This is a genomic window from Streptomyces sp. NBC_00076 (genome assembly GCF_045041235.1).
Taxonomy (GTDB): domain Bacteria; phylum Actinomycetota; class Actinomycetes; order Streptomycetales; family Streptomycetaceae; genus Streptomyces.
In genome coordinates this window covers 672,849-698,620 of sequence record NZ_CP108242.1, presented here as the reverse complement: position 1 = coordinate 698,620, position 25,772 = coordinate 672,849, and the positions used below count along the sequence as shown (strand labels likewise).

General features: G+C 69.2%; 14 protein-coding genes. 4 read left to right on the top strand and 10 right to left on the bottom strand.

Annotation, left to right across the window (positions count from 1 at the left end; translation table 11 throughout):
• Window positions 1-4: 4 nt before the first annotated feature.
• The 9 genes from OHA64_RS03365 to OHA64_RS03325 all read right to left on the bottom strand — a co-directional run bounded on the left by OHA64_RS03365 (window position 5) and on the right by OHA64_RS03325 (window position 20,523).
• Entirely contained in the window at window positions 5-1,429 is a 1,425-nt protein-coding gene (locus tag OHA64_RS03365; RefSeq protein ID WP_405607525.1) for an alpha-L-fucosidase, read from the bottom strand.
• A 35-nt stretch (window positions 1,430-1,464) separates the two neighbouring features.
• The gene (locus OHA64_RS03360; RefSeq protein WP_405607522.1) at window positions 1,465-3,612 is read right to left on the bottom strand and encodes a GDSL-type esterase/lipase family protein; all 2,148 of its coding nucleotides are present in this window, start codon (window positions 3,610-3,612) and stop codon (window positions 1,465-1,467) included.
• Between the two features lie 9 nt (window positions 3,613-3,621).
• On the bottom strand, window positions 3,622-4,842 hold the full coding sequence (locus tag OHA64_RS03355) for an SGNH/GDSL hydrolase family protein (protein ID WP_405607519.1): 1,221 nt from the start codon (window positions 4,840-4,842) through the stop codon (window positions 3,622-3,624).
• Between the two features lie 10 nt (window positions 4,843-4,852).
• Complete coding sequence (locus OHA64_RS03350) at window positions 4,853-6,859, bottom strand: TIM-barrel domain-containing protein (protein WP_405607516.1); 2,007 nt, start codon at window positions 6,857-6,859, stop codon at window positions 4,853-4,855.
• Entirely contained in the window at window positions 6,859-10,584 is a 3,726-nt protein-coding gene (locus tag OHA64_RS03345; protein WP_405607513.1) for a beta-galactosidase, read from the bottom strand. Before OHA64_RS03345 ends, OHA64_RS03350 begins: the two co-directional genes overlap by 1 nt.
• Window positions 10,581-14,237 (bottom strand): beta-galactosidase, encoded by a 3,657-nt coding sequence (locus OHA64_RS03340; protein WP_405607510.1) that lies wholly within the window; start codon window positions 14,235-14,237, stop codon window positions 10,581-10,583. The genes OHA64_RS03345 and OHA64_RS03340 overlap by 4 nt, the downstream gene beginning before the upstream one ends.
• The gene (locus OHA64_RS03335) at window positions 14,234-16,102 is read right to left on the bottom strand and encodes a glycoside hydrolase domain-containing protein (RefSeq protein ID WP_405607507.1); all 1,869 of its coding nucleotides are present in this window, start codon (window positions 16,100-16,102) and stop codon (window positions 14,234-14,236) included. Before OHA64_RS03335 ends, OHA64_RS03340 begins: the two co-directional genes overlap by 4 nt.
• Before the next feature lie 153 nt (window positions 16,103-16,255).
• A complete protein-coding gene (locus OHA64_RS03330) occupies window positions 16,256-19,210 on the bottom strand; it encodes a TIM-barrel domain-containing protein (RefSeq protein ID WP_405623844.1) in 2,955 nt (984 codons plus the stop codon).
• A gap of 413 nt (window positions 19,211-19,623) precedes the next feature.
• On the bottom strand, window positions 19,624-20,523 hold the full coding sequence (locus tag OHA64_RS03325) for an SIS domain-containing protein (protein ID WP_405607504.1): 900 nt from the start codon (window positions 20,521-20,523) through the stop codon (window positions 19,624-19,626).
• 196 nt (window positions 20,524-20,719) lie between these two features.
• Between OHA64_RS03325 and OHA64_RS03320 the strand changes: the two genes are divergently transcribed.
• From OHA64_RS03320 to OHA64_RS03310, 3 genes are read left to right on the top strand one after another with little or no spacing between them, the layout of a single operon-like run.
• Window positions 20,720-21,979 (top strand): extracellular solute-binding protein, encoded by a 1,260-nt coding sequence (locus OHA64_RS03320; protein WP_405607501.1) that lies wholly within the window; start codon window positions 20,720-20,722, stop codon window positions 21,977-21,979.
• Between the two features lie 5 nt (window positions 21,980-21,984).
• On the top strand, window positions 21,985-22,950 hold the full coding sequence (locus tag OHA64_RS03315) for a carbohydrate ABC transporter permease (protein WP_405607498.1): 966 nt from the start codon (window positions 21,985-21,987) through the stop codon (window positions 22,948-22,950).
• 56 nt (window positions 22,951-23,006) lie between these two features.
• The gene (locus tag OHA64_RS03310; protein WP_266524078.1) at window positions 23,007-23,834 is read left to right on the top strand and encodes a carbohydrate ABC transporter permease; all 828 of its coding nucleotides are present in this window, start codon (window positions 23,007-23,009) and stop codon (window positions 23,832-23,834) included.
• A 62-nt stretch (window positions 23,835-23,896) separates the two neighbouring features.
• Here OHA64_RS03310 and OHA64_RS03305 read toward each other — a convergent pair whose 3' ends face one another.
• Window positions 23,897-24,685 (bottom strand): DeoR/GlpR family DNA-binding transcription regulator, encoded by a 789-nt coding sequence (locus tag OHA64_RS03305; protein ID WP_405607495.1) that lies wholly within the window; start codon window positions 24,683-24,685, stop codon window positions 23,897-23,899.
• A gap of 200 nt (window positions 24,686-24,885) precedes the next feature.
• Between OHA64_RS03305 and OHA64_RS03300 the strand changes: the two genes are divergently transcribed.
• Entirely contained in the window at window positions 24,886-25,740 is an 855-nt protein-coding gene (locus OHA64_RS03300) for a ketose-bisphosphate aldolase (RefSeq protein ID WP_405607492.1), read from the top strand.
• Window positions 25,741-25,772 lie beyond the last annotated feature (32 nt).

Below are 25,772 nucleotides of genomic sequence, written 5' to 3'. Positions count from 1 at the left end.
CCGCTCACCGGGCCCAGTCGACGGTGAAGACATTGGCGATGTCGCTGGGCACGGAGGACGGGACGGTGATGTTGATCTTTCCGTCACGGCGGGTCCACCGCAGACTGCCGCTCGTGCCGAGCAGCCGGACCCGGGACGTGGCGCTGATGGGGATGTCGCCGGGCACCGAGAGGGTGCCGCTGGGCTTGCCCAGCACGATGATGTTGAACTTGCCCGGGGAGACGGTGTAGCGGATGCCGAGCGGGCTTCCCTCCTCCTCCGCCCGCACCCAGGGCGTCGACCCGTAGATCGCGGCGCCGTTGACGTTCAGCCAGGCGCCGATGTCCTTCAGCCGCTCCTGCATGATCTCGGGGATCGTGCCGTCCGGCTTGGGGCCGATGTTGAGCAGCAGGTTGCCGTTCTTGCTGACCACGTCGGCGAGCAGCTGGATCAGGAACTCGGAGGTCTTGTAGTCCTCGTCCGGCTCGTGCTTGTTGTAGCCCCAGGAGTAGCCGATGGTCATGCAGCACTCCCACTTCTGGGGGTCCATCGTGGGGTTGGTGCGCTGCTCGTACGTAGCGAAGTCGAAGTGGGTGTCGAACCGGTCGTTGATCACGACACCCTTGGGGCGCTCCCGGTTCTTTGCCTGGTTGTAGTAGTGGGCCATAGGTTCTTCGCTGCGCCACGGCGGGTTGCCGGTGGGGCGGAACCACTGTCCGTCCGCCCAGAGCAACTCAGGGTCGTAGCGGTCGATGATCTCGTACAACTGCTTGAGCTCGTAGTCGCCGACGTAGTCCTGGACCGGCTTGTAGCCGGTCATCGGGATTTCCTGGTCGGTGTAGAAGTTGCGCATCGGCCGGCCGATCGCCGGGTTGAAGAACTCGCCGAGCGAGTAGTACAGCCCTGGCCGCACGGTGCCTCGTTTGCGGGCCGCGGTCATCAACTCGCCGACCAGGTCACGCTTCGGGCCGTACGCCACGGAGTGACGGTCCGTCACCTGACTCGGGAAGAGGGCGAATCCGTCGTGGTGCTTGCTGGTCAGCGCGAAGTACTCGGCGCCCGCCTGCTCGAACAGCTTCACCCAGGCGTCGGGATCGTACTTCTCGGCCTTGAACTGCGGGATGAGGTCGTCGTAGGTGACGTCCTCGCCGTAGGTGTCGCGGTGGTACTTCCACTCGGCGGTGTCCTTGGTGCTCTGGTACCACAGGTACCACTCGGAGGCGCTTCTCGGCGTCGCGCCGCCGATCACCGAGTAGATGCCCCAGTGGACGAAGATGCCGAACTTGGCGTCCTTGTACCAGCGCGGCACCGGGTGGGTGTCGAGGGACGCCTTGGTGGCCTGGTAGTCGGGAATGCCCGAGGCGTCGAGCGTCGCACCCTGGGTGAGCGCCTGGGCGGTGCCGGGCGGGGCGAGCAGCACCGCGCCGCCGAGGGCGGCAGCGGTGGTCATGAAGTGTCTGCGGTTCACTGCCATCGATGTGCCTCTTACTCGTGGGTGGAGAAGGAGTCGAAAAGTGCGGTCGTGATCTGGCCGGGGTAGTTGAGGTTGACCGCGCTCGCGACGAGACCGGCGTCGCCGGTGCCGCTCGCGGAGGGAACGGTGGCGGTGGCGACCTCTTGCCAGGCGGTGCCGTCGGAACTGGCGTACGCGGTGTAGGCGGTGCCGTCGCGGACGATCTTCAGCCAGGCCGGGTGGTACGAACTGCCGCCCCCGGCCCAGGTGTCGAGCTTCCCGTCACCGTCGCTGTCGGTCATGAACTCCAGGCCGTACTGCGCGGACATGGTGAGCACCGCGTAGCCGCCCGCCTGAGGCGAGGTGAGGTCGTTGGCCACGGCGATCCCCGCCTTGGCGGACGGGCCGCTGCCGGTCTGACCGACGACCCGGGCGGTCACGGTGCCGGACGGCGGCGCGGCGTCGGCGAGGTAGACCGCCGCCTTCTCGTCCTTCCAGCCGGACAGGTCCTGGCCGCCCGCCCAGATGGCGAACTGGTCGCCGTTCTGGGCGTATTGGGCCTTCTCGGTCGTGGTGGCGGTCGTCAGATACGGCGCCCGCACCTCGGACGGAGCGGGGGTCACCGTGGCGTCCACGCTGTCGGAGTCGTGCCGTGTCCGGCCGTCCTGGACGAAGGAGGTGCGTACGCCGATCTCGTGGGTGCCCCAGACCGCGTCGGCCGCCGGCGTCACCGTCCAGGTGACCTTGGCGCTGTCGCCCGGGGCGAGGGAGCGTACCCGCGTGCTGCCGGCAGGTTCGGCGGACCAGCCGTCGGGGAGATCGAGACGCGTGCTGACCTCGTTGACCGCTTTGGTGCCCGTGTTGGTGACGGTCGACGTGATCTCCGTGCCGTCGCCGCCGGCTTGCAGGGTCGGCCGGTACGGGGTGATCCGGACGCGGGCCGACGGGCAGTCGCGGCCCGCCCCGAGCGTGGTGAGGTCGACGGCGTCGGCGAAGGCCTTCATCCCGACGTCGTTGGGGTGCAGATGGTCACCGGAGTCGAACGCGGCGGCGTAGCGGGTGGGGTCGTCCGGGTCCCGTACGGCCTTGTCGAAGTCGGCGTAGCCGTCGAAGACGCCGCCGTCGCGGACGAACGTGTTGACCTTCTGCCGGTCGGCCTCCTTGGCCTCGGTCCACCAGTCGCCCCAGCCGCGATACGGCACGACCGTCGCGCCGATCACACGCAGCCCGCGTTCGTGGGCGCGGCGCACGATCTCCTTCATGCCGTCGATCACCTGATCACCGGAGGCGCCGCCCCAGCTGAGATCGTTGACGCCCTCGAACAGGACCACCGTCCGGGCGCCCGGCTGCGACAGCACATCGCGCTCCAGCCGGTCCAGCGCCGACGGGTTGCCGTCCACGCCCGCCGTGATCCGGTTGCCGCTGATGCCCTCGTTCAGCACCCCGGCGGTGGACGAACAGGCCGACAGCCGGCCCGCCAGATAGTCGGGCCAGCGCCGGTTGGCGTTCGAGGTGGAGGCCGCGCCGTCGGTGATGGAGTCGCCGAGCGCCACCACGGCGCCCGCCGCGTTGCCGCCCTGTACGTCGACACCGGTCAGGAACGGGAAGGTGGAGTCGGTCTTGGTGAAGGCGTCCCCGTCGGCGTCCGCGGCGTGGTCCCCGCCTCCGTCGGGTGTCCAGTAGACGGTCTGGAGGCCCATCCAGTGCTGGCTGATGTGGGTGAGCCGGCCGGGGAAGTACAGGCTGACGACCAGGTCGCTGCGGGACGGCACGGTGAGCTGGACCTGATCGCTTGCCGCCTGCTCGCCGGCCGCGATCGTCACCCCGCTCTTCCCGCCGAACCGCAGCTTCTGCGGCTTCGCGACGGCCGAACCGCCATCACGAAGTCCGACGGTCGCGTGTCCGATCGTCACCGGCTCGGTGGTGAAGTCGTTGGTCAGGCGGATGCGCACGCTAGACCCGCCGGCGCTCACCCGCACCGGTATCCGAACCGTCACCTCCGAGGTGCCCGGGTCGTACGCGGCGTGCTGGGCGGTCGCCCAAGTCCCCGTCCACCCCTGCGGTGTGGTCTCGGCCGCGGCCGGCGCCACTGGAAGCAGGGCTGCCACCGTGGCAGCCAACGCCGTGGCCAGGACCGCGAATCTTCGGTGCCCCCGCAGGTGTTCAAGCCGTCTAGACACGGTTCCTCCTCAGGAACAGCCGCGGCCGAGGCCGAGCGACGTCAGGTCGATGGAGTCGGCGAATGCCTTCATGCCGGCGTCATTGGGATGCAGATGGTCACCGGAGTCGTACGCCGCGCCCAGCCGCTGCGGATCCGCCGGATCCCGGACCGCCCGGTCGAAGTCGGCGTAGTCGTCGAAGACCTTGCCGGAGTTCCGGACGAACGCGTTGACCTGCTGTCGCCGCGTCTCCGTCTCCTCGGTCCAGCCACCCCAGGTGAAGTCCTTGTACGGGGTGATGGTGGCGCCGACGACCCGCATCCCGCGCTGGTGCGCCCGGTCGGCGATCTCCGTCATGCCGGCGATGATCTGCTCGGCACTCGCCCCGCCGAGATCGTTGATCCCCTCGAAGAGGATCAGAGTCCTGGCGCCCGGCTGGGAGAGAACATCCCGTTCGAGCCGGTCGAGCGCCGAGGGATTGGTCGCGGTCCCGGCGGTGATCCGGTTGCTGGTGATGCCCGCGTTGAGCACTCCGGCGCCGGGCAGGCAGGCGTTCAGCCGGGCCGACAGCAGATCGGGCCAGCGCTGGTTGGTGTCGGCCGTCGAGTAGGACCCGTCGGTGATCGAGTCGCCGAGCGCCACCACCGACCCGGTCCTCGGCGCGGTCACGTCGACGCCGCTGAGGAACGGCCAGCTCGTGGTGGTCCAGGTGTAGGCGTCGCCGGAGGTGTCGGCGGCGTGGTCGCCCGCACCGTAGTCCGTCCAGTACACGGTCTGCTGCGCCCACCAGTGATCGGTGATGTGTGTGACCTGGCCGGGCAGATGGAGACTGACGACCAGGTCGGTCAGGGCCGGCACGGCGAGTCCGACCGGATCGCTCACCGCCTGGCCGCCCGCCGGGATGGTGACCGCGCGCTTCCCGCCGAACCGCAGGTCGTACGGGCGGGCCACGGCGGAACCGCCGTCGCGCAGGCCCACGGTCGCGTGCCCGATCGTCACCGGGTCGGTGGCGTAGGCGTTGGTCAGCCGGATGCGCACGGACGAGCCGCCGACACTGGTGTGCACCGGCATCCGTACCGTCACCTCGGACATCCCCGAGATCTCGTAGTGCTCGCTGGCCGATGTCGCCCAGGTCCCCGTCCAGCCGCGCCCGTCGCCTTGCTGACCGGCCTCGGCGGGTGCCACCGTCCCGGCCACGACGGCCGAGACCGCCAGGAGCAACGCCGCGAGCCTGCCGCGTATCCCATGCATCTGACGCCCCTTACCGTTCCGCGCCGGTGCGCGCGAGCGCCGCGTACGCCTTGGTGGCGCCCTGCGCCTTGAGGTTCACGAACGCCGGCGTCACTCCGAGCGGCGCCGCGTACCCCTTGAGCATCACGGGGCCGCGGACGACCTTGCCGTTGGTGACGTCACGCCACGTTCCGGTGGGCAGGAAGACGTCCCGGGTGGTGCCTTCGTCGAGCTTCGGTGCGGCCAGCACGGCCGGGCCGAGCATCCACTCGTCGGCGACCGTGTAACTCGCCTCGTCCTTCGGGAAGTCGAAGAACAGCGGCCGCATGATCGGATCGCCCGTCTTCAGGGTGCTCTGCACCTGGTCCCAGATGTAGGGAGCGAGCTTCTCGTGCGTCTTGATCGCCTGCCGGTAGAGGTCGACCGTCCCGCGGTCGTAACCGACCCACTCGTCGGTCGTCGCGTCCCGTACGCCGGTGGGCGAGGTCGAGGCGTACATCAGCGGCATCAGGGACGCCGCCTGCGCCCAGCGGGCCAGGACCTGCTTCGTGGGCGGCGGGTAACTGAGCGAGCCGCCGATCATGTCGGTCTCCACGAACGGGTAACCGATCGTGGAGACCGCCAGGTTGGCCGAGACCGCGGCGCGCAGCCCCGCGAAGGTGGTCGGCTTGTCGGCCGTGCGGGTGGCGAAGCCCTTGGCCTGCGCGGCGTTCCACGCGACCCGCAACCCCGCCCCCTGCTGGTCGAACTCGTCGGCCAGCTCGGTGCCGTACTTCACGTAGTCGGCGCGGGTGGCCCCCGGGTAGGGGGCGCACCGGTCGTCGAAGAAGGCGGTGTCGAACTTGAACCCGGCTACCCCCAACTCCGTTGTCTGTGCCTTCAGATCGTCGGTGTACCACTGCCGGGCGGCCGGGTTCGCCAGGTCGATCAGCCCGGTCTGGCGGCCGTTCCACCAGGTGAACAGACACGGCTTGGACGGGTCGGCCGGGTCCTTCAGCAGATAGCCGTTGTCCACGGCTTCGGAGAAGACGGCGGCGGTCTCGGGCATGTACAGGCCCGTCCACATGCCGAGGTCGAAGCCGAGGCGGCCGAGTTGCCTGGACAATGCGGGCAGATCGGGGAAGCGTTCGCCGAAGTCCGAGGCGATCACGCTCTCCTCGATCTGAACCGCGTGCCCGCCGAGCCCGGCGCCGGCCAGCGCACGGGCCCAGGCGAGGACGTTCTCCTGGGTCTGCTCGCCGTAGAGCTGCGCCCAGGAGTTCCAGAGCGGGGTGGCGTACTGCTCGTAGGGGGTGTCGGAGCGTTCGGGCTTGCCGACCAGCGCGACGTGGTCCCGGTACACCTCCGCGGGGGTGTCCTCGACGAACACCGTGGAGGCGGCGGGTCGGTCTCCGGTGACGGTGAACTCGCCGAGCCCGTTGCCGCCGGAGTTGATCCGCACGTCCATCGGGTCGTTGGTGTCCGCCCACAGTCCGGTGGCGCTGGAGGTGTACCAGAAGGGGGAGACCACCTGGTAGGACGCCGGGCTGAACCCGGTGTCCACCACCTGCCCGGAGTCCAGCGGCCACGGCTGGACCGTCTGGTCGCTGTTCTCGCCATGTCCGTACCAGTGCCCGGCGCTGCTCAGGTCGTACGCCGTGCTGAGCGCGTCGGCCTGTGCGCCCGACAGGGACCAGTTCATGTCGTACCGGTCGGAACGCAGGGTGATCCGCAGATCGACGGTGACGCCCGGCAGGTCGGTGGCGGCGGTGACGCGCAGGGTGTTGCCGTCACGGGTGCTGCCGGTGACCTCCCCGACGATGTGCCAGTCGGAGCCGATCCGGAACCGGAACGCCGCGGGCGCGGTGGCCAGCACGGTCCGGCCCGCCCGTACGGTGGTGACGGTCAACCGGTCCGTGGCGACGCGCAGTTCGTAGGCGGGTGTCGTGACGGTGACCGGCCCCCCGGAGTCGGCGGCGGCCGGTGCCGTGCCGAGCAGCGGGGCGGCCAGCACCAGCGCCGCCGAGCCGCGGCGGACGGTTCGTCTCAGACTGGGCATCAGGCACCGCCGCCGCAGGTCAGCTTGGCGTCGGCCCAGTCGGCGTGGTCGAGGGCGTTGCCGTCCCCGGCGTCCGAGACGACGAGTTCGAGCCGCCGCGCGCCTGCCACGTCGACGTCGATGTTCTTCGTCGCGGTGTCCCGGTCGACGGTGCCGCTCTCGTAGACGGGCGTTCCGTCGGCGAGGACGGTGTAGGTGACGGTGGCCGGGCCGTCGGACCGGCCGTAGGTCTCCTGGTCGAGGCCGAGCGCGGCGTGGAAGGTGGTGCAGGTGCCGCCGAGCCACACCTGGACGCTGCTGGCGGCGTGGGTGCCGAGGCCCTTCTCGTAGACGGTGTCGTGGAGAGTGAGCGGCAGGCCGTCGCCCTCGGCGTTCTCACCGACGGACTGGTCGCGTTCGACCGGGCCCCAGCCGTTGCTGCTGGAGGCGAACGGCAGATCGCTGACGTAGTGTTCGCCGGCCGTGAGCGGCGGTGGCTGCGCCGCCACCACCTGTTCCCCCGTCACCGAACCGGGTCTGCCGGCCCGGGTGAAGTCGGCGGTGACGCGGAGAATGGCGACGGTGGCGGTCTTCTGGTCGGCGGGCACGGTGACGGTCCACTGCGCTTTCGCCGAGCCACCCGGTTCGAGGGTGCCGAGTTTCACCGGATCGGCCGGGGTGGCGGTCCAGCCGTCGGGCAGCTTCGGGTTCAGGGAGAGGCCGTTGAGCGTCTTGCCGTTTTCCGGTACGGAGGCCGTTGCCGTGACCTGGTAGCTCTTGCCGGGCTCGACGGTGTCGGGGGAGTCGACGGTCACCCGCGCCGGGGTGGCCGGGTCGGCGTAGGTGGCGGCGTCGTAGGCCGGGGCGGCCACATCGGCGACGCGCAGCGAGGACGTGACATTGCCGAGCGTGGTCAGGCCGACCTTGCCCAGGCCGCCGCTCTTGGCGTCCTCGCTCCACGAGGCGATGGCGATGGTGTTCTTGCCGTCGCCGCGCAGGATGCCGTTGGGGATGGGGAAGGTGTGCTGGGGGCCGGTGTCGTTGACGTAGTTCCCCATCAGCCAGCCGTTGACGTAGATGAGGGCGCGGTAGTCGCGGTCGGGCTTGTCGGTGATCGTGACGCCGACGGAGACGTCCTGGCCCGTGGGCAGCTTGGGGTTGAAGGTGGTGCGGTACCAGGCGATACCGGGAGTGGTGTCACTCGTCGGCAGCGTGGCCGCGTCCCACGACCCGTCAGGGAATCCGGGCAGGGTCCAGCCCGAACGCTCCCCGTACAGACCGCCGTTGTTCATGTGCCCGCGCACCGGGTCGACGGGCTTCTCGCCGCCCCGCGCACCCTGGATACGCCAGGTGATCTGCGCGTCGGACCCGGCCAGATACGCCGTGGTCAGGCCGCGCGGTTGCTTGTGGTCGTCGCTGTTCCAGGTGAAGTCCTCGTTGTGGCCCATGGTGCCGACCAGGACGGAGACCACGTTCTCCTTGCCCTTGTGCAGCAGACCGTCGGCGATGGGAAAGGTCTTGCGGCCGGTCTGACTCGTCCCGGCGAACTTCCCGTTGATCCACACCGAGTACGCACCCACCGCCGCCGAGCCGGTGTCCGGGTTGGTGGCGTAGGCGGTCAGGGACAGGGACTTCTCGGTGCCGGTGGCCTTGAAGCGGCCCCGGTACCAGACGTAGCCGTAGTGGTAGCCGTACTCGTCCTGATAGAGCACCGGCAGAGTCCCGGGCTTGGTCGGGTTGTCGGTCGTCAGCTTGTCGGCGTACGTCCAGGACGAGTCGTCGAAGCCGGGGGCGGCCTCGGGGGTCTCGGCGGACGTCTTCCAGCCGGTCAGCTCGGGGAGCTTGACGTCCTTCGGGCCGGGCACGGTGCCCAACAGGCTGCCGGAGGAGGTCGGTTTCACGCTCAGGGGTGCGCCGTTCCAGGTGACGTTCCGTACGCCGGACGGGGCGAAGACCTCCAGCGGGCCCGCCTTCTTCGCGTCGCCGGTGAGGGCGAGCGTCGTTCCCAGGCCGGTGACGGTCGCCGTGCGGACCAGTTCGGTGCCGCGTTCCAGGACCGGACCGGCTGCCGTGTCCTGCCGCCAGAAGCCGGCGGCCTGGTCGTCGGTGCCGATGAGCAGCAGCAGGTCGGGGCGGCCGCCGCCCTGGACGAGGACCCGGGTGAGTCCGGAGTGGGTGTAGTCCAGCTTCAGGTCGCCGCGCTCGGCGTCCCAGCTGACGTCCGCCTTGCCGTCGAGCACGGTGACCTTGGGCTTGGCGGAGTAGCGGAGCATCGTCTGCCCGGGGTCGCCCTCACCGCCGTACAGCACGGCTTGTGTACGGCCACCGGTCTTCGCGCTGGTCAGCAGCTCGCTGGTGGAGTAGACGAGCCGCTGGCCGCCGCCGAGGTCATGGCCGGCGACGAGGATCTTGCCGGTCTTGCCGTTGAGCCGGGCGGTGACCGGATAGGTGCCGTCCGGGGTCTTCCAGTCGAAGGTGGTGGTGGCGTCGGCGTCGGCCATCGGGTCGCTGTGCCGGAGGTAGAGGAACTGGGTTTTGGTGTCCGGGTTGGCGCGGGCTTCGATGTGCACGGCGTCGTTGGAGGAGGCGGGGGCGTCGGCCGGATCGGTGGCCGTGAGTGGGGCGGTGGTGGTGTAGAAGAGGCCCTGCCGCTTCATCTCGTCGTAGTCGGCGCCGGTCTGGCGCGGCTCACTGATCGGTGCGCCGTAGTCGTACGACGTGTACACCTGGCGCGGGTCGGCGAGCCAGCCCCAGTTGGTGCCGCCGTAGGTCATGTACAGGTTCTCGATCGTCGTGCCCTGCATGACCTCGTGCTTGTTGACGATCTTCTGGTAGGCGGGGCCCATCTTCTCCGGGCACTTCTCGTAGCCGGTGTCGCCCCAGGTCTGGAACCAGCCGGTGCCCGCCTCGAAGATGGACAGCGGTGCGTTGTCCTGCTGCCGCTTGAGGGCAGGCAGCCACCACTCGCCCTTGCAGAAGGAGTTGTACTGGTCCAGCTCGCCGACGAAGTCCAGGCCCTCGCCACCCGCGTACTGCGGCATCGGCTCGTTGCCGACGAGGGGCACGGTGATGCCGTCGGCCCGTACCTGCTTGGAGAGATCGACGATGTAGTCGCGACCTTCGGGGTCGTACAACTCGTTCTCGACCTGGTAGAGCAGCACCGGGCCGGTGCCGTTCGTGACCTGGTGGCGGGCGAGGATCTTGTCGATCTCCCTGAGCCACTCGCGGGCGGCGTCGAGGTACTCGGGGTCGGTGGAGCGGGCCTGCCCCTTCTGCGTCATCAGCCAGCCGGGGAACCCTCCGCCGTCCGTCTCGGCGTTGATGTACGGGCCCGGCCGGGCGATGACATACAGCCCGGCCTCCTCGGCCATGTCGAGGAGCTTGTCGACGTCACGGATCCCGGTGAAGTCGTAACGGCCCTTCGCGGGGGAGTGGTAGCCCCAGTCGAAGTAGATCGAGACGGCGTTCATGCCGCTCGCCTTGATCTTCTGGAGCACGTCGCGCCACAGGTCGGGGCTGGGGAGCCGCCAGTAGTGGAACTCCCCGGACCAGACGAAGAGCCGCTTGCCGTCGACCTTGACGGAGTACTTGTCGTAACTGACGGTGTGGGGCGTGGGCTTGGCGGCCGCGGCGTCGGCCGGGACCGTCGCGTGGGCGGGCACCGCGGCGGCGAGGACCGCGAGCAGGACGGAAGCCAGCGCCGCGGACAGCAGGGCTCTCAGCCGTCCGACTCGGGCGAGGTTCACGAGGAGCCTCCCGCGCAGGTCAGCTTGGCGTCGGCCCAGTCGGAATGGTCCGAGGAGACATCGCCGGCACCGTCGACCAACAGGTCCAGCCAACGGGCGCCGGTCACATCCACGTCGATGCCGGTGCCGCCGTCGGAGCCCCGCACCACAGGGGTTGTGGTGAGGGACCGGCCGTCGGCGATCACCTGGAAGGTGACGCTGCCGCCATCACCGACCTCGTCGTCCACCCCGGCGGTGGCGGTGAAGCGGGTGCAGCCGCCGCCGAGATAGACCCGGACCTGGCTGTTCGCGTGCACGCCGAGGCCCTTGGCGTACGTGGTGCCGCCGATACTCAGGGGACGACCGTCACCCGCCGCGTCCTCCCCGTTGGAGGAGTCCTTCTCCACCGGCCCCCAGCCGTTGACCGCCTTGACCAGGGTCAGGTCGCTCACATAGGCGTCGGCGGACAGCGCGGGCGGTGGCACCTGTACGGCGCGCACACCGGTGACGGTCCCCGGACGACCTGGCTGGGTGAGCTTGGCGGTCGCGGACAGCACGGCGTACAGGACCGGGTCACCCGGCGGGGTGACCGTGTAGTCCGCGGTCACGGTGCCGCCGGGCCGGACCTGGTCGAAACGGGTCGTGTCGTCGGTGGTCGCGGTCCAGCCGTCCGGAACCTTCAGCGCCAGCGCGACGTTCGAGGCCGTCGGCGCGTCCTTCGGCACGCTGAGGGTGACGGGGACCTTGGTCGCGGTGCCGGTGGCCAGGAACGGCTCGGCGTCGACGGTGACCCGGGCGCCCGCGGTCGGCATCGCGTAGGTCTTGGCGTCGTACGAGGGCGCGGCCACCGTACCGACCTTGATCCCGCCCGCCGAGGCGCCGACGTCGACGAGCTTGGCCGAGCCCGGGCCCGCGCCGGCCTTGGTGGACCACACGGCCAGGGCGATGGTGTTGTCGCCCTGCTCTCGCAGGAGGCCCTTGGGGATGACGAACCGTGTCTGGGGTCCGGTGTCCGGCAGGTAGCGGCCGATCAGCCAGCCGTTGACGAAGATCTCGGCGCGGTAGCCGGTGCTGCCGCCTGCGGCTTCAGCCAGGTCCAGCGCGAGCGCGTTGTCCTGGCCCTGCGGCAGGTCGAGCGGGACGGAGGTGCGGTACCACCGCACGCCGGGCTCGGTCTTGGCGGCCTGCCCGGAGAGGGTGGTGCTCTTCCAGCTGCCGTCGGGGAAGCCCGGCAGCGACCAGCCGGCCCGCTCTCCGTACAGCCCGCCGTTGTTGTACGGGCCCCGTGCGGTGTCCACCGAGTCCTCGCCGCCCCGGTTGCCCTGGATCTTCCAGGTGAGGGTGGAGGCCCCGCCGATCACCTCGGCACTGAGCAGGCCGCGCGGCTCCTTGGAGTAGTCGTGGCCCCATTCCTCGTTGTGGCCCGCGTTCTCCACGAGGACGGAAAGGACGTTGTCCCCGCCGTCCGAGGCGGCCTTCAGCGTGCCCGCCGGGATGTCGAAGGTGTGCGCGCCGTCGCCGGAGCTGCCGAGATAGCGGCCGTTGAGCCACACCGCGTACTGGCCGGTGTTGCCGGTCTTGGCGTCGAGTGCGAGCGCGGTCGCGGCACCGGTGGTCTTGAACCGGCCGCGGTACCAGACGTTGCCGTGGTGGAAGCCGTACTCGTCCATGGCGAGGACCGGCAGCGACCCGGCCAGCGCCGCGTTGTTGGCGGTGAGGTGGTCGGCGGTGGTCCAGGTGGAGTCGTCGAAGCCGGCAGCGGACTCCGGCGCCTCCTCCTTGTACTTCCACGTCGTCAGCTTGGGCAGCTCGACCGGGAGCGGCGCCTGGGTGACGGCGACCTCGCGGCCGTTCCAGGTCACCTTCTTGGCGTCCGCGATGACCTCGATCTTCTCGGCCTTGGTGGAGTCACCGGTCAACTTCAGGGTGCCGTCCGCCTGTTCGGCCGTACGGACCAGGGACGGCCCGCGTACGAGGACCGGGCCCGCGGCGGTGTCCTGCCGCCACCAGTGGGCGGTCTCCGCGGTGTCGGCGATCAGCAGTTCCATGCCGTTCACCAGCACCCGGGCCAGACCCTTGTGGGTGTAGTTCAGGCGCAGGTCACCGCGTGCGGCGTCCCAGGTGGTGGTGACATCGCCGTCGAGGACCTTCACCTCGGGCCGCTCGGCGTACCGCAGCACGGTCTCGCCGGTTTCGCCCGCACGCCCGTACAGCAGCGCCACCTCCCGGTCGCCGATCTTGGCGTGCGTCATGATCTCCGAGGTGGAGTAGACGAGCCGCTGCTTCTCGCCCAGGTCATAGCCCGCGACGAGGAGCTTGGCGTCCCGGCCGTCGACGGTGATCGTTCCCTGCTGGGGGACGCGCGGGTAGTCGCCGTCCTTGCCCGAGAGGGACAGGGTGGTCTCGTCCTTGTCCTTCACGCGGGTGTCGGCGTGCCGCACCGTGAAGAACTGGGTGCCGTCGTCGGGGTTGACGCGCCGGTCGATGCGCAGCGCGTCGTCGGTCGGGGTGGGGGCCTCGGCCTTGTCGGTGCGCGCCAGCGAGGTGACGGAGTTGACCATGTACCCGAGACGCTTGAACTCCTGGTACTTGTCCGTCAGTTGGCGGGACTCGTTGATCGGGGCGCCGTAGTCGTACGACGTGTAGACCGCGTTGGGGTCGGCGAGCCAGCCCCAGTTGGTGCCGCCGTACGTCATGTAGAAGGACTGGCCGCTCACTCCGGCGGCGATGTTCATCTTGCTGAACACCCGGGTGAAGTCGGTGCCGGTGAGCTTCGCGCAGTCCTGGTATCCGGTGCCGCCCCAGGGGTCGAAGGCACCGCCCTGTGCCTCCGGGATGATCAGCGGGGACTCGGGCTTCCACTCGTTGACGTACGAATAGTCGGGGAGGTTCTTCCAGGTGTCGGGGTCCTTGCAGTCGAAGCCCTGCGGGTAGGCGTCGAAGCCGTAGATGTCCGGTGCGCCCTTGCCGCTGACCCAGTTCTGGTTGGCGCCGCCGTCGTTGACGAAGGTGGGCACATCGATGCCGTCCTCCTTCGCCCAGTCGATGAGGGTCTGCATGTAGTCGGCGTCGTGGCGACCGCCCTGGTACTCGTTCTCGATCTGGTACAGGATCACCGAACCGGTGCCACGGGTGAGTTGGTGGCGCGCGATGATCGGGTTGATCCGGCTCATCCACTCCCGGGCCGCCTTCATGTACTCCGGCTCGGAGGTACGGTTCACGCCGGCCTGCGTGGACCGCCAGGCGGGCATGCCGCCGCCGGAGACCTCCGCGTTGATGTACGGGCCCGGTCGGGCGATCACATACAGGCCCGCACGCTCGGCCTCGTCGAGCAGCCGCTCCACGTCGCGGGTACCGGTGAAGTCGTACGAGCCCGGCTTGGAGGAGTGGTAACCCCAGTCGAAGTACAGCGAGACCGCGTTGAATCCGCCCGCCTTGATCTTCTGCAGGACGTCGCGCCACGCGTCGGGGCTGGGCAGCCGGAAGTAGTGGAACTCGGCGCCCCAGATGTACAGGGGCTTTCCGTCGACCAGTACGGAGTGCTGGTCGTAGGTGACGGTGTGCCGCGCAGGGGTCTGCTGCTCCGCCTGGGCCGATGTCACGACACCCGCGCCGGACAGGGACATGGCAGTCAGCGCTCCGGCGAGCAGCAGAGATCTCCACCTGCCCCTCATGACGTCAGCCCCTTCACGACTGCCGCCCGCGCGGTCTCGATGTCGTTGACGTCCTTCGTCCGGCCGTCCAGGTTCCGGGTAGCGGTGGTGAGCGCGTCGGTCAGCGCGTCACTGTCGGTGCCGCCGTCCTTCTTCCGCAGCTGGGCGATGAGTTCGTAGTCCTCGATGCCCTCCTTCAGCTGCTCCCAGCGGATGCTGGACATCGGGCCGTCCTTGCCCGGGTAGACCAGGTACTCGTCGCCCTGCGTGAAGATGTACACCGGCTGCTTGAAGGGATCACTGGTCCAGCTGTTGTACGACCAGCGCAGGAAGCCGTCCAGATCCCGCTGGGCGGAGATCCAGGGCAGCATCCGCGACTCGACGGCGGGCGAGTAGGACAGCGTGTTCGGGTGGGCCGGCGAGCCGTACACGTAGAAGGTCGTGATCTTGCCGGCCTTGCGCCGCTCCTCCACCTTCTCCTTCGTCATCGCGTCGATGCCGCCCCAGTCGACGGACAGGTTGGACGCGACGCCTTCGGTGTTGATCGAACCTGCCACGGAGATACGGTCGTCGAAGGCCGGCGCGACCTCGTGGACAAAGTTCTTGACGACCGTCATGGTGTCGATGGGCCGCTCGTCGAAGGACAGATAGGTGTCGTTCAGCCAGCCCTTCGCCTTCAGGTGCTTCTCGAAGGCCGGAAGGAACGTTCCCCACGCCCGACGCCAGCGGTCACCGCCCAGATCGACGTTCTCGTAGACGGTCTTGCCGGTGCTGGTGTCGGTGTAGGTGAGGTGCTCCTGGTCCTGGAACGCCAGCATCGAGAAGGCGCCGATGTCGGGCCCGAGACCTGCGCGTCTGGCGGTCTCGACGTACTTGTCCCAGCGGCTGAAGTCGAAGGAGAACGTCTTTCCGTTCCAGGCCCAGCCCACCATGCTGGTGTACGGCGTCGCCGTCTGCGACTCACGGCTGCCGAGCGACCACTGGTGGTGCCACGGGTTGTCGACGATGGTGGTGTTGATGACCTTCTGGCCGCGCGAGGCCAGGTTGCGGTCGTACTTGTCGATCAGCTTCCAGTGCTCGTCGGACCAGAGCTTGACGCCGTAGTTCTTGGCGAGCGTCTCCGGCTGCGCCCATACGTCGAGGAAGAAGCTGTAGTCCTTCGGGTCGGGCACGCTCGCGTCCGCGACCTCGATGGTCAGCGGGTAGGTGCTCTGGGTGTGGCCGTCGGCGTTGACCTTCACCGTGCCGGTGTAGGTGCCGGGCTTGGCCGTCTTGGGGATGTGGAAGGTGAACCACAGCGGCTGCGCCGCGTACGCGGGAACGTCCACCGAGGACCCCTCCTCCAGCGGGTCGCCGACCACATCGGGGTTGCGGTCGCCGGACACCTCCTTCCCGGAGCTCACCTGGTCGATGGTGGCGGACCAGTCGACCTCGGTCTTGGAGCGCTGCACGGGCACGTACTTGACGAACCGGACCTGGGTGCCGGCACCGGACAGCTTCGCGCCGCCGGGCCCGGTGAGGTCGCCTACCACCGCATTGACGTCGTCAAGGTTCTTGCCGGAGGCGATCGCCAACTGCGCCGAGACCTGCTCGTTGCGCACGGCGGAGAGCTTCAGCTCCTTGGTGTCCTTGCCCTGGATGGGGGTCATCGGGTAGCGCGGAACCCGCTCCTCCGCGGAGCCGGCGAAGGAGCCGGTGGGAACCCAGGTGATGGTGTCCCTGGTGCCCATGGCGTCGGCGACCTTGACGGTCAGCCAGGTGGTGGTGGCCTTGGAGTTGGGGTCGGTGCTGGTGGTCGTCGTATCGGTGACGGCGATCGCGGTGGTGCTCGCGGCCACGACGACGCCTGCGACGAAGCCGGCGACGAGTGAGGACGTACGTGCCATGGCGCTGGGTTCCCTCTCTCACGGAGGTGCGGGGAGTGGTCCCCGGCGGACCCCGGGGGCGGGAGCTGTCGGGAAGCGGGATGGTCCCCGGCAGGCCCTCAAGGGGAGGGGGCCTGCCGGGAAACCGGGGGGTGGTGCTGGTGATCCGGTGTGTCAGGAGGTGACGGAGAATCCGCTGAAGACGGCTTCGATGTTCTGGCCGGGGTAGTTGACGTTGGCCGCGCTGGCGACCATCCCCGCGTCCTCGGTGCCGGAGGCCGACGGCACCTGGGCGGTGCCGACCTGCGACCAGGTCTGGCCGTCCTTGCTGGCGTACGCCGTGTAGGTGGCCCCGTCCCTGGTCAGCTTGAGGTACGCCGGGTGATAGGTGGCATTGCCGCCCGCCCAGGTGTCGAGCTTCCCGTCGCCGTCGCTGTCGGTCATGAACTCCAGGCCGTAGCTCTGGGTCATGACCAGCACCGCGTATCCGCCCTTCTCGGGTGCGGTCAGGTCGTTGGCGAGGGCGACGCCCGCCTTGCCGACCGGTGAGGCGCTGTTCTGGGAGACCAACTGGGCCTGCACGGTCGACTTCTCGCCGGCCGCGTCGTCGCGGTAGATGACGCCCTTCTCGTCCTTCCAGCCGGACAGGTCCTGGCCGCCCGCCCAGATGGCGAACTGGTCACCGGCCTGGGCGTATTGAGGGTCCTCGGAGGTGGTGTCGGTCGTCAGGTACGGCGCTTGCACACTGCCCGGCGCGGCCTTCACCTGTGCCTGCACGGTGTCCGACACCTTTGTCGAGCCGTTGTAGGTGGCGGTGCCGGTGAGGTCGTGGCTGCCCCAGCGGGCGTCCGCGGCGGGGGTCACCGTCCACGTGGTGGTGAGTGTCGCGCCGTTCTTGAGGGAGCTCGCGGTCGTCGGGCCGGTCGCCTTGGCACTCCAGCCGTCGGGCAGACCGAGGGCCGCCTTGACGCTCGTGAGGGTTCTGGTGCTCCAGTTGGTCACGTCGGTGGTCACCTGGAACGGCTTGCCGGCGTCGGTGGCCGGGGCGTCCGGAGTGATCAGGACGGCGGCGGCCGGAGCGTCGTCGCGCTTGAGCGCCTTGATGGCCTTGTCCGCGCCCTCGGCCTTGATGTTGACGAAGGCCGGGGTGACGCCGAGCGGCGCCGCGTACCCCTTGAGGGTCTGGGGACCGCGGAGCAACTTGCCCTGGTTCACGTCGTACCAGGTGCCCGGCGGCAGATGGACGGAGCGGGTGGCTCCGGTGCTCAGCTTCGGCGCGGCCAGCACGGCCGGGCCGAGCATCCACTCGTCGGCGACCGTGTAACTCGCCTCGTCCTTCGGGAAGTCGAAGAACAGCGGCCGCATGATCGGATCGCCGGTCTTCAGGGTGCTCTGCACCTGGTCCCAGATGTAGGGAGCGAGCTTCTCGTGCGTCTTGATCGCCTGCCGGTAGAGGTCGACCGTCTCCTGGTCGTAGTCGACTTTCTGCCCGGTGGTGGTGTCGTTGGTGTCGACCGGCGAGGTCGAGGCGTACATCAGTGGCATCAGCGAGGCGGATTGCGCCCACCGCACCAGTACGTCCTTCGTCGGTGCGGGCTGGCCGCCGGAGCCGCCGATCATGTCGGACTCGACGAACGGGTAGCCGATGGTGGAGATCGCCAGGTTCTGGGAGGCGGAGGCGCGCAGGGAGTCCCAGCCGGTGCCCTTGTCGACCTGGCGGGTGACGAAGCCGGCCTCGTGGGCCGTCTTGTTCCAGTGCACCCGGATACCGGCGCCCTGGAGGTCGAACTCGTCGGCGAGCTGCGTGCCGAGCTTCTGGTAGTCCGTGACCTGGGAGCCCTCGCGCGGCGCGCACCTCTCGTCGAAGAAGCGCGTGTCGAACTTCAGCCCATCGATGTCGTACGTGTCCATGAGGGACTTGAGGTTGCCCTCGTACCAGGCCTTGGCCTCGGGGTTGGCCAGGTCGATGATCCCCGCCTCGCCGTTCCACCAGGTCACGTCGCACGGCTTGGTCTTGTCCTTGGCGTCCATGAGCAGATAGCCGTGGTCGACCGCGTACTGGTAGTTGGCGGAGTCCAGGTTGATCCACAGGGTGACCCAGACGCCGAAGTCGAACCCCATGTCGTGGATCTTCTTGGAGAGGCCCTTGGGATCGGGGAAGGTCTTGGGATCCCAGGTCAGATTGCCGTAGTTCGACTCCCACTTGTCGTCGAGCTGGATGGTGTGCCCGTCCAGGCCGTTGTCGTGGAGGTCGGTGGCGTAGTCGAGCAGTTTCTCCTGGTCGACCTTGGTGTAGAACTGCGCCCAGGAATTCCACAGCGGCTTGGCGTACTGCTCGTACGGGGCGTCGGACTTGGTGGGTTTGCCGACGATGCCGATGTAGTCGCGGTAGACCTCCAGCGGGGTCGACTCGACGAACACGGTGGCCTTGTAGGTGTCGGGCGACTCGATGATGAAGCTGCCGAGGCCGTCCTTGCCCTTGTTGAGCGCCACGTCCATGACGTTCCCCGTGTCGACGCGCAGACCGGTCGACTTGGAGGTGTACCAGAACGGATCGATCATGTGGTACGACGCCGGGCCGAAGGTCTTGTGGTCGACCTCGCCGGCGTCCAGCGGCCAGGGCTGGTCGGTGCCGGGACCGCCCTGCGGGGTCTCCGCCTCGCCGTGGCCGTACCAGTGACCGGCCGATGCCAGGTCGTAGCTGAGGCCCAGCTGCGTCGGTGCTCCGCCGTGGACGTCCCAGTCGAGCTGGTAGCGGTCGGCGCCGGGGGTGATCCGGGCCTCCACCGTGGCGCCGTCGAGCGTGCTGTCGGCGGTGACGGTCAGGACGCCGTTCTTCCACGTCCAGTCGGTGACGTCGGTCGCGTGCTGCCAGGTGCCGTCGGCCGCGGCGAAGCGCAGGGCGCCGGTGTCGCCGGATGTGGTGGCGAGCACGGTCTTCCCGGCGCGGCGTGTGGTCAGGGCGAGTTCGTCGGTGGCCACGTCGAGGGTGTAGCCGGGGGTGTTGACCGAGGCCGGCACGGAGACCGTGACGGCGTTCGCGGTGCGGACCACCTTCGGCCCGTCGGTGGCGGTGGTGGTGTCGGCCGTGGCCGCGGCGGTGGAGCCGGTGAGGGGCGCCATCAGCATGGCGGCGGTCAGTGCGGCAGCGAGCAACAGGCCGCCGGGACTGCTCAATCGGGCGTGCACTCGTGTCCTCCTGTCGGACAGGACGATGGCTCAGGAGCGGCGGTGCGTGGTGCCGGTGGCGTGCGGACTGCACGATCACGAAAAAGCGCGGTGCCCGCCAGGGCTGCGGTCTGCTTGATACTGCGTGCAGATGCAAGATTCCAAGCGATTTCGCACATGCTCTTGCGAGAACCGCCACCTGTCAACATGCGGGGAACCCGGCGTTCCGAGTGCCCCGAGGGGTGTCGTGGAGCGGCTGTTGTCCCTGGTGGCGGTCGGTCCCGGGGCCCGCTGACCGGCCTCGGCGGGCCCGGAAACCGTTCGTAACAGACGGGTAAATTCTGTGCCCCGAGATCCTTCCGGGGGACGCCCGGTCAGGCCAGGATCACGGAACGGGTCAGATGGCGCGGATTGTCCGGGTCCAGCCCGCGTGCCGAGGCGAGGGCGGCGGCCAGCCGGTGCACCACGACGAGATCTGCCAGCGGATCCCGGCCGAGCGCCACCAACTGCCCGCCGGTGCGCGCGATTTCGTCGGCGAGACCGAGCGGCAGCGCGGCCGGGTCCCCGAACCACCACGCCACCCGGCCGGGTGCGGTGACGCTGATCGGGCCGTGCCGGTACTCCATCACCGGGTAGGCCTCGGTCCAGGCGCCCGCCGCCTCGCGCATCTTCAGCGCCGCCTCCTGGGCGATCCCGTACGCCCAGCCCTGCCCCAGGAAGGTGAACTGCTCGGCCTCCAGCACCCCCTCCGGCAGCGGTTCGTCCAGCGCCGAGTCCCCCTGCTCGGGCAGATGTCCGAGGTCCTCGCCCAGGTGGGCCCGCAGAACCACCAGTTCGGTGCTGGCGAACCGGGTCTGGACGACCGAGGTCTCGTCGGCGAAGTCGAGCACGACGACGGCGTCCGCCGGCCCCGTCACAGGCGACTGCGGCACCGCGGTCACCGCGGTCGTGGGTGTGTGCCCGCGCAGTCTGCCGAGCAGCTCCAGCACTTCGGTCGTGGTGCCGGACCGGGTCAGCGCGACCACCCGGTCGTAGTCCCGCCCGTCCGGCATCTCGGAGGCGGGGAAGGCGTCGGTCTCGCCGTGGCCGCCCGACTCCCGCAGCGCCGCGTACGCCTGGGCGATGAACCAGGACGTCCCGCAGCCGACGACGGCCACCCGCTCGCCGGGCCTGGGCAGCGAGGCGGAGACGGGACCGTCGGGCCTCCCGGCCAGTGCCACGGCCTGCCGCCAGCAGTCGGGCTGGGTGGCGATCTCGATGTCGGTCTGACTCATCGGGGAACTCCCCTCTCGGGCGCACGGTGTGACCGATACGTGATGTGTCGACCCTTGACACCGTGCGCGTTTCATTGAGCATCATGTCGTTAGATGATTGATAGCACTAAGAATCGAGCATAAACAAGCAAGCGAGCACGCAATCAGGCGAGCACGCGCTTGAACCAAGCACGCCATGCGTGCGGAGAGGTACTCCGTGAAACGGCACCTCGCGGGCCTCGCCGGGGGACTGGCCCTGGCACTCGCCCTCAGCGGTTGTGGCAAGGGCAGCTCCTCGGACAGCGGCGGATCCGACGGCAAGACGATCAGGTTCGTCGCGGCGAAGTACGACGACGACACCCAGGCCTACTGGACTGCGCTGATCAAGGACTTCGAAAAGGCGAACCCCGGCTACCGGGTGAATCTCGAAGTCGTCGACTGGGAGCAGATGGACTCCAAGGTCAAGACGTACGTCCAGACCAAGCAGGAACCGGACATCCTCAACTACAACAAGTTCTCCGACTTCGCCCGCGACGGCCTGGTCCACAAGGCGCAGGACGTCGTCTCCCCCAAGGTGCTGGCCGACTTCCTTCCGCTGTTCCGGCAGAAGGCGCAGTACAAGGGGGCCCAGTACGGCCTGCCCTTCATCTCCAGCGCGCGCCTGTTCTTCTACAACAAGGACATCTTCGCCAAGGCGGGCATAGCCCAGCCGCCGTCCACCTGGGCCGAGGTCGAGGCCGACGCCAAGAAGATCAAGCAGGCCGGTTACATCGGCCTCGGGCTGCCGCTGGGTCCCGAGGAGGCACAGGCCGAGTTCCAGATCTGGGCGATGAACAACGGCGGCGGATGGACCGACCCCTCGGGCAAGTGGGCGATCGACCAGCAGGCCAACGTCGACACGCTCAGCTATCTGCGGAAACTGACGAAGGAAAAGGTCACCCAGCCCAACCCGGAGGCCACCAACCGCAAGGACGTCTTCAACCAGTTCGCCCAGGGCAAGATCGGCATGCTGAACGGGGCGGTCTTCATGCGGAAGGGCTTCATCGACCCGGTCAACGCCAAACTGAACTACGGCGTCGCGGCCCTGCCCAGCAAGGACGGCAGCACCCACAAGACGCTCGGCGTGCAGGACTACCTCGTCGCCTTCAAGAAGAGCGACGGGTCGAACAAGCCGGCGGTCAAGAAGTTCCTCGACTTCTTCTACCAGAAGGAGAACGCCGCCAAGTTCGTCTCCACCGAGGGGTTCCTGTCGGTCACCGACTCGGCTGGTGCGGTGCTCAGCTCCGACAGCAAGAACGCCGCCTACTACAAGCCGTTCGTCGACGCCCTCTCCAGCGCCGAGTTCGCCCCCACCGACGACCCGGCGTGGGCCGCGGTCGACGGTGCGGTGAAGCAGCGCATCGGCACGGGGGTGGCGGGCGGCGACCCGGCGAAGGTCCTGGGTGAGATCCAGAAGACCGCGCAGAAGGGCGACTGACTTCGGTGGCCGTACACGATGTCACCGCAAGCGCCACCGGGGCCGAACACCCGGCCCCGGCGGCGCCGGCGCCGTCCCCGCCGCGCCGCCGTCGCAGGACATGGCGCGCACTCGAGCCCCTGTTGTGGCTCGGGCCCGCGACCCTCCTCATCCTGACCATGGTCGTCTGGCCGATCATCGAGATGATCCGTACGTCCCTGACGAAGGTGAGCTCCACCGGACTGTCCGAGGGGTTCGCCGGCCTCCGCAACTACTCGGACCTGTTCGCCGAGGGCGACCTGCCCGGAGTGCTGCTGCGCACCGTCGTGTGGGTCATCGGGGTCGTCACCGTCACGATCCTGGTCTCCCTCGGCCTGGCCCAACTGCTGAACGCCAGCTTCCCGGGGCGCCGGCTGGTGCGGTGGGCGATGATCGTGCCATGGGCCTCGTCGGTGCTGATGACGGCGCTCATCTGGCGCTGGATGCTCAACAACTTCTACGGCGTGATCAACCGGCTGCTCATGGACCTCGGCGTGCTGGACGCCCCCGTCAACTGGCTGGCCCATCCGGGGCAGGCCCTGGCCGCGATGATGGGCGTGGCGGTGTTCGTCTCGCTGCCGTTCACCTCGTTCGTCCTGCTGGCCGGACTGCAGAGCATCCCCGGCGAGGTGTACGAGGCGGCGCGGGTGGACGGCGCCGGCCCGGTCCGCGCCTACCTGGGCATCACCCTGCCGCTGCTGCGGCCCTCCCTGGTGGTCGCCGCGATCATCAACGTCATCAACGTGTTCAACTCGTTCCCCATCATCTGGGCCATGACGCGCGGCGGCCCCGGCTTCACCACCGACACGACCACCACCTACCTGTACAAACTCGCCTTCGACAACCAGTCGGTGGGGGAGTCGGCCGCCATGGCCGTCGTCAACTTCGGGCTGGTCCTCGCTGTGGTGCTGGTCTATCTGCGCGTCGTCCGCCGACAGGAGGACACCGCGTGAGCAGGACCGCCGTCATATCCCGCAAAGCCGCGCCGCGCAGGAGGCGGCCACGACCGATGAAGCTGCGCACCGTCCTGCTCACCGCCGCCGGCTGGCTGGTGGCGCTGGCGTTTCTCGCGCCCTACGCGGAAATGCTGCTGACGGCGCTCAAACCGACGCCGGAACTGATGGAGTCCCCGCCGTCCTATCTGCCCTCGCACTGGCAGTGGTCGAACTTCACGCAGATCTGGTCGCTCACCGACCCGCGCGTCGGGGACGCGCTGCTGTTCTCGCTGTACGTCGCCGGGGCGTCGACGCTGCTCGCTCTGGCCGTCGGGCTGCCCGCCGCGTACTACACCGCACGGCACCGCTTCCGCGGGCGCGGCGCCTTCCTGATCCTCGTGCTCGTCACCCAGATGTTCGCGCCGACCGCACTGCTGGTCGGCATCTACCGGGAGATGGTCAGCCTCAACCTGACCGACACCGCCGAGGGCCTCATCCTCGTGAACGCGGCATTCAACCTGCCGTTCTGCGTGTGGATCCTCAACGCGTACTTCGCGAGCATCCCCAAGGAACTCGAGGAGGCGGCCTGGCTCGACGGCACCGGACGGTTCGGTGCCCTCACCCGTGTCATCCTGCCGCTCGCGATGCCCGGTGTGGTGACCGCGCTCGTCTACACCTTCATCGGCGCGTGGAACGAGTACGTGGTGGCGCTCACGATCACCTCGTCCGGCAACCGGATGACGTTGACCAGGGCGATTCCCGGCTTCGTCACCTCGTACCACGAGCAGTGGCAGTACCTGTTCGCCACGTCCATCGTCGCGATCGTGCCCGTGGTGGTGCTGTTCGTCTTCGTGGAGCGCTACCTCGTCGCCGGCCTGACAGCGGGCGGCGTGCGGGGATGACGCCGGGATCCGCGTCGGAGCCGGGGCTGTCGCGGGGGCCGGTACGGGAGGGGCGCGCGGTGTCAGGCGCGGATGACCTCCACGCCGGCCGCCGCGAACGACTCGGTCAGTTCGTCCGAGGCGGCCTTGTCGGTCACCAGGACGTCGATGTCCTCCACCGGGCAGATGCGGGCGAAGGCCCGCCGGTCCAGTTTGGAGGAGTCGGCGACCGCCACGACCTGCTGCGCGCGGCGGGCCAGCGCCCGGTTGATGCTGGCCTCGCCCTCGTGGTGGGCGGTCGCCCCGTGGGCCACGTCGATGGCGTCCACTCCGATGAAGACCTGGTCCAGCGCGATCTCCGCGAGCAGTTCGGTGGCCAGCGGCCCGATCAGCTCATAGGACGCCGGCCGGGCCACCCCGCCGGTCACCACGAGCTTGACGTGGCGCCGTACGACCAGCTCGTTGGCGATGTTCAGGGCGTTGGTCACCACGGTGACCGCCGTCTCCGCGCCGCCGGAACTCAGGTCCGCGCGGGTGGCCAGCGCCCGCGCCACCTCGGTGGTCGTGGTGCCGCCGTTCAACCCCACCACGGCACCGGCCTTCACCAGCCCGGCGGCCGCGTGCGCGATCCGCTCCTTCTCCGGAGCGTTGCGCGCGGCCTTGTAGCGCAGCGGCAGGTCATAGGCGATCGCGTTGAGCACGGCTCCGCCGTGCGTGCGGGTGACCATCTGCTGACGGGCCAGCTCGTCGAGGTCGCGCCGGATCGTCGCGGCGGAGACCCGCAACTCCTCGGCAGCCGGTTCGACTTCGATCCGGCCGTCGCGCGTGAGCATCTCCAGCAGCGAGCTCCACCGGGCCTGCGGTGCCGCCATGTTTCACAACTCCCCGTTCGTGGTGTGCGCGACGATATGCGCACCTCCATGAAACCACAGCGTTTGATTGGGTGTTTTATGGTCACCAAACGAGCAAAACCCTGCACATCCCGCGAGCCCTCGCCGCTGTCCCCGCCGCTGTCCCCGCCGCTGTCCCTGGCGTCGTCGCGGCCGTCGTACGCCGCGATCGGAGGACGACCGTGCCACTGACTCCCACCGCCGACGTGGTGAGCTCCGCCTACCGCGACGGACGGGCCGTCGGCGCGTTCAACGTGATCACTCTGGAGCACGCCGAGGCCGTTGTCACGGGGGCGGAAGCCGCGGGCCGCCCGGTCATCTGCCAGATCAGCGAGAACGCCGTGCGGTTCCACGGCAACCGGCTCGCCCCGATCGCCCGCGCCACCGCCGCGCTCGCAGAGGCCGCCACCGTCCCGGTGGCCCTGCACCTGGACCACGTCACCGACGAAGCGCTGATGCGACGCGCCGCGGACTGCGGCTTCGGATCCGTCATGTTCGACGCGTCCGCCCTGCCGCACACCGAGAACGTGGCCGCCACGCGGTCCGCGGCGCAGTGGGCACACGCCCAGGGGCTGTGGCTGGAGGCGGAACTCGGCGAGATCGGCGGCAAGGACGGAGTGCACGCACCCTCGGCACGTACGGACCCCGATCAGGCGCGCGACTTCGTGTCCGCCACCGGGGTCGACGCACTGGCCGTCGCGGTCGGCAGCTCCCACGCGATGACCACGCGCACCGCCCGGCTGGACCACGATCTCATCGGCCGCCTCGCCAAGGCGGTCCCCGTACCGCTGGTCCTGCACGGCTCGACGGGCGTGCCCGACGCGGAGCTCAGGCAGGCGGTGGCGGCCGGCATGGTCAAGATCAACATCGGTACGGCACTGAACGCCGCCTTCACCGGCGCGGTCCGCGACACACTCGCCGCGGCACCCGCGACGGTCGACCCCCGGCCGGCCCTCACCGCGGCGCGCCTGGCGATGGCCGATGCCGTGACCTCGGCGCTGCGGACCCTGTCGGGCGGTGGGTACGGGACGAGATGATCCGAGGAGGGCCCGGCCGGTTCCGGCGGCGT

What these genes read in the sequence shown, in the direction of transcription:
- OHA64_RS03330 (WP_405623844.1), bottom strand. Translation starts at nt 19,210, where the DNA reads ATGCTGATGGCGCCCCTCACCGGCTCCACCGCCGCGGCCACGGCCGAC.
- OHA64_RS03350 (WP_405607516.1), bottom strand. Translation starts at nt 6,859, where the DNA reads ATGCCCAGTCTGAGACGAACCGTCCGCCGCGGCTCGGCGGCGCTGGTG.
- OHA64_RS03365 (WP_405607525.1), bottom strand. Translation starts at nt 1,429, where the DNA reads ATGACCACCGCTGCCGCCCTCGGCGGCGCGGTGCTGCTCGCCCCGCCC.
- OHA64_RS03355 (WP_405607519.1), bottom strand. Translation starts at nt 4,842, where the DNA reads ATGCATGGGATACGCGGCAGGCTCGCGGCGTTGCTCCTGGCGGTCTCG.
- OHA64_RS03325 (WP_405607504.1), bottom strand. Translation starts at nt 20,523, where the DNA reads ATGAGTCAGACCGACATCGAGATCGCCACCCAGCCCGACTGCTGGCGG.
- OHA64_RS03340 (WP_405607510.1), bottom strand. Translation starts at nt 14,237, where the DNA reads ATGAGGGGCAGGTGGAGATCTCTGCTGCTCGCCGGAGCGCTGACTGCC.
- OHA64_RS03310 (WP_266524078.1), top strand. Translation starts at nt 23,007, where the DNA reads ATGAAGCTGCGCACCGTCCTGCTCACCGCCGCCGGCTGGCTGGTGGCG.
- OHA64_RS03305 (WP_405607495.1), bottom strand. Translation starts at nt 24,685, where the DNA reads ATGGCGGCACCGCAGGCCCGGTGGAGCTCGCTGCTGGAGATGCTCACG.
- OHA64_RS03335 (WP_405607507.1), bottom strand. Translation starts at nt 16,102, where the DNA reads ATGGCACGTACGTCCTCACTCGTCGCCGGCTTCGTCGCAGGCGTCGTC.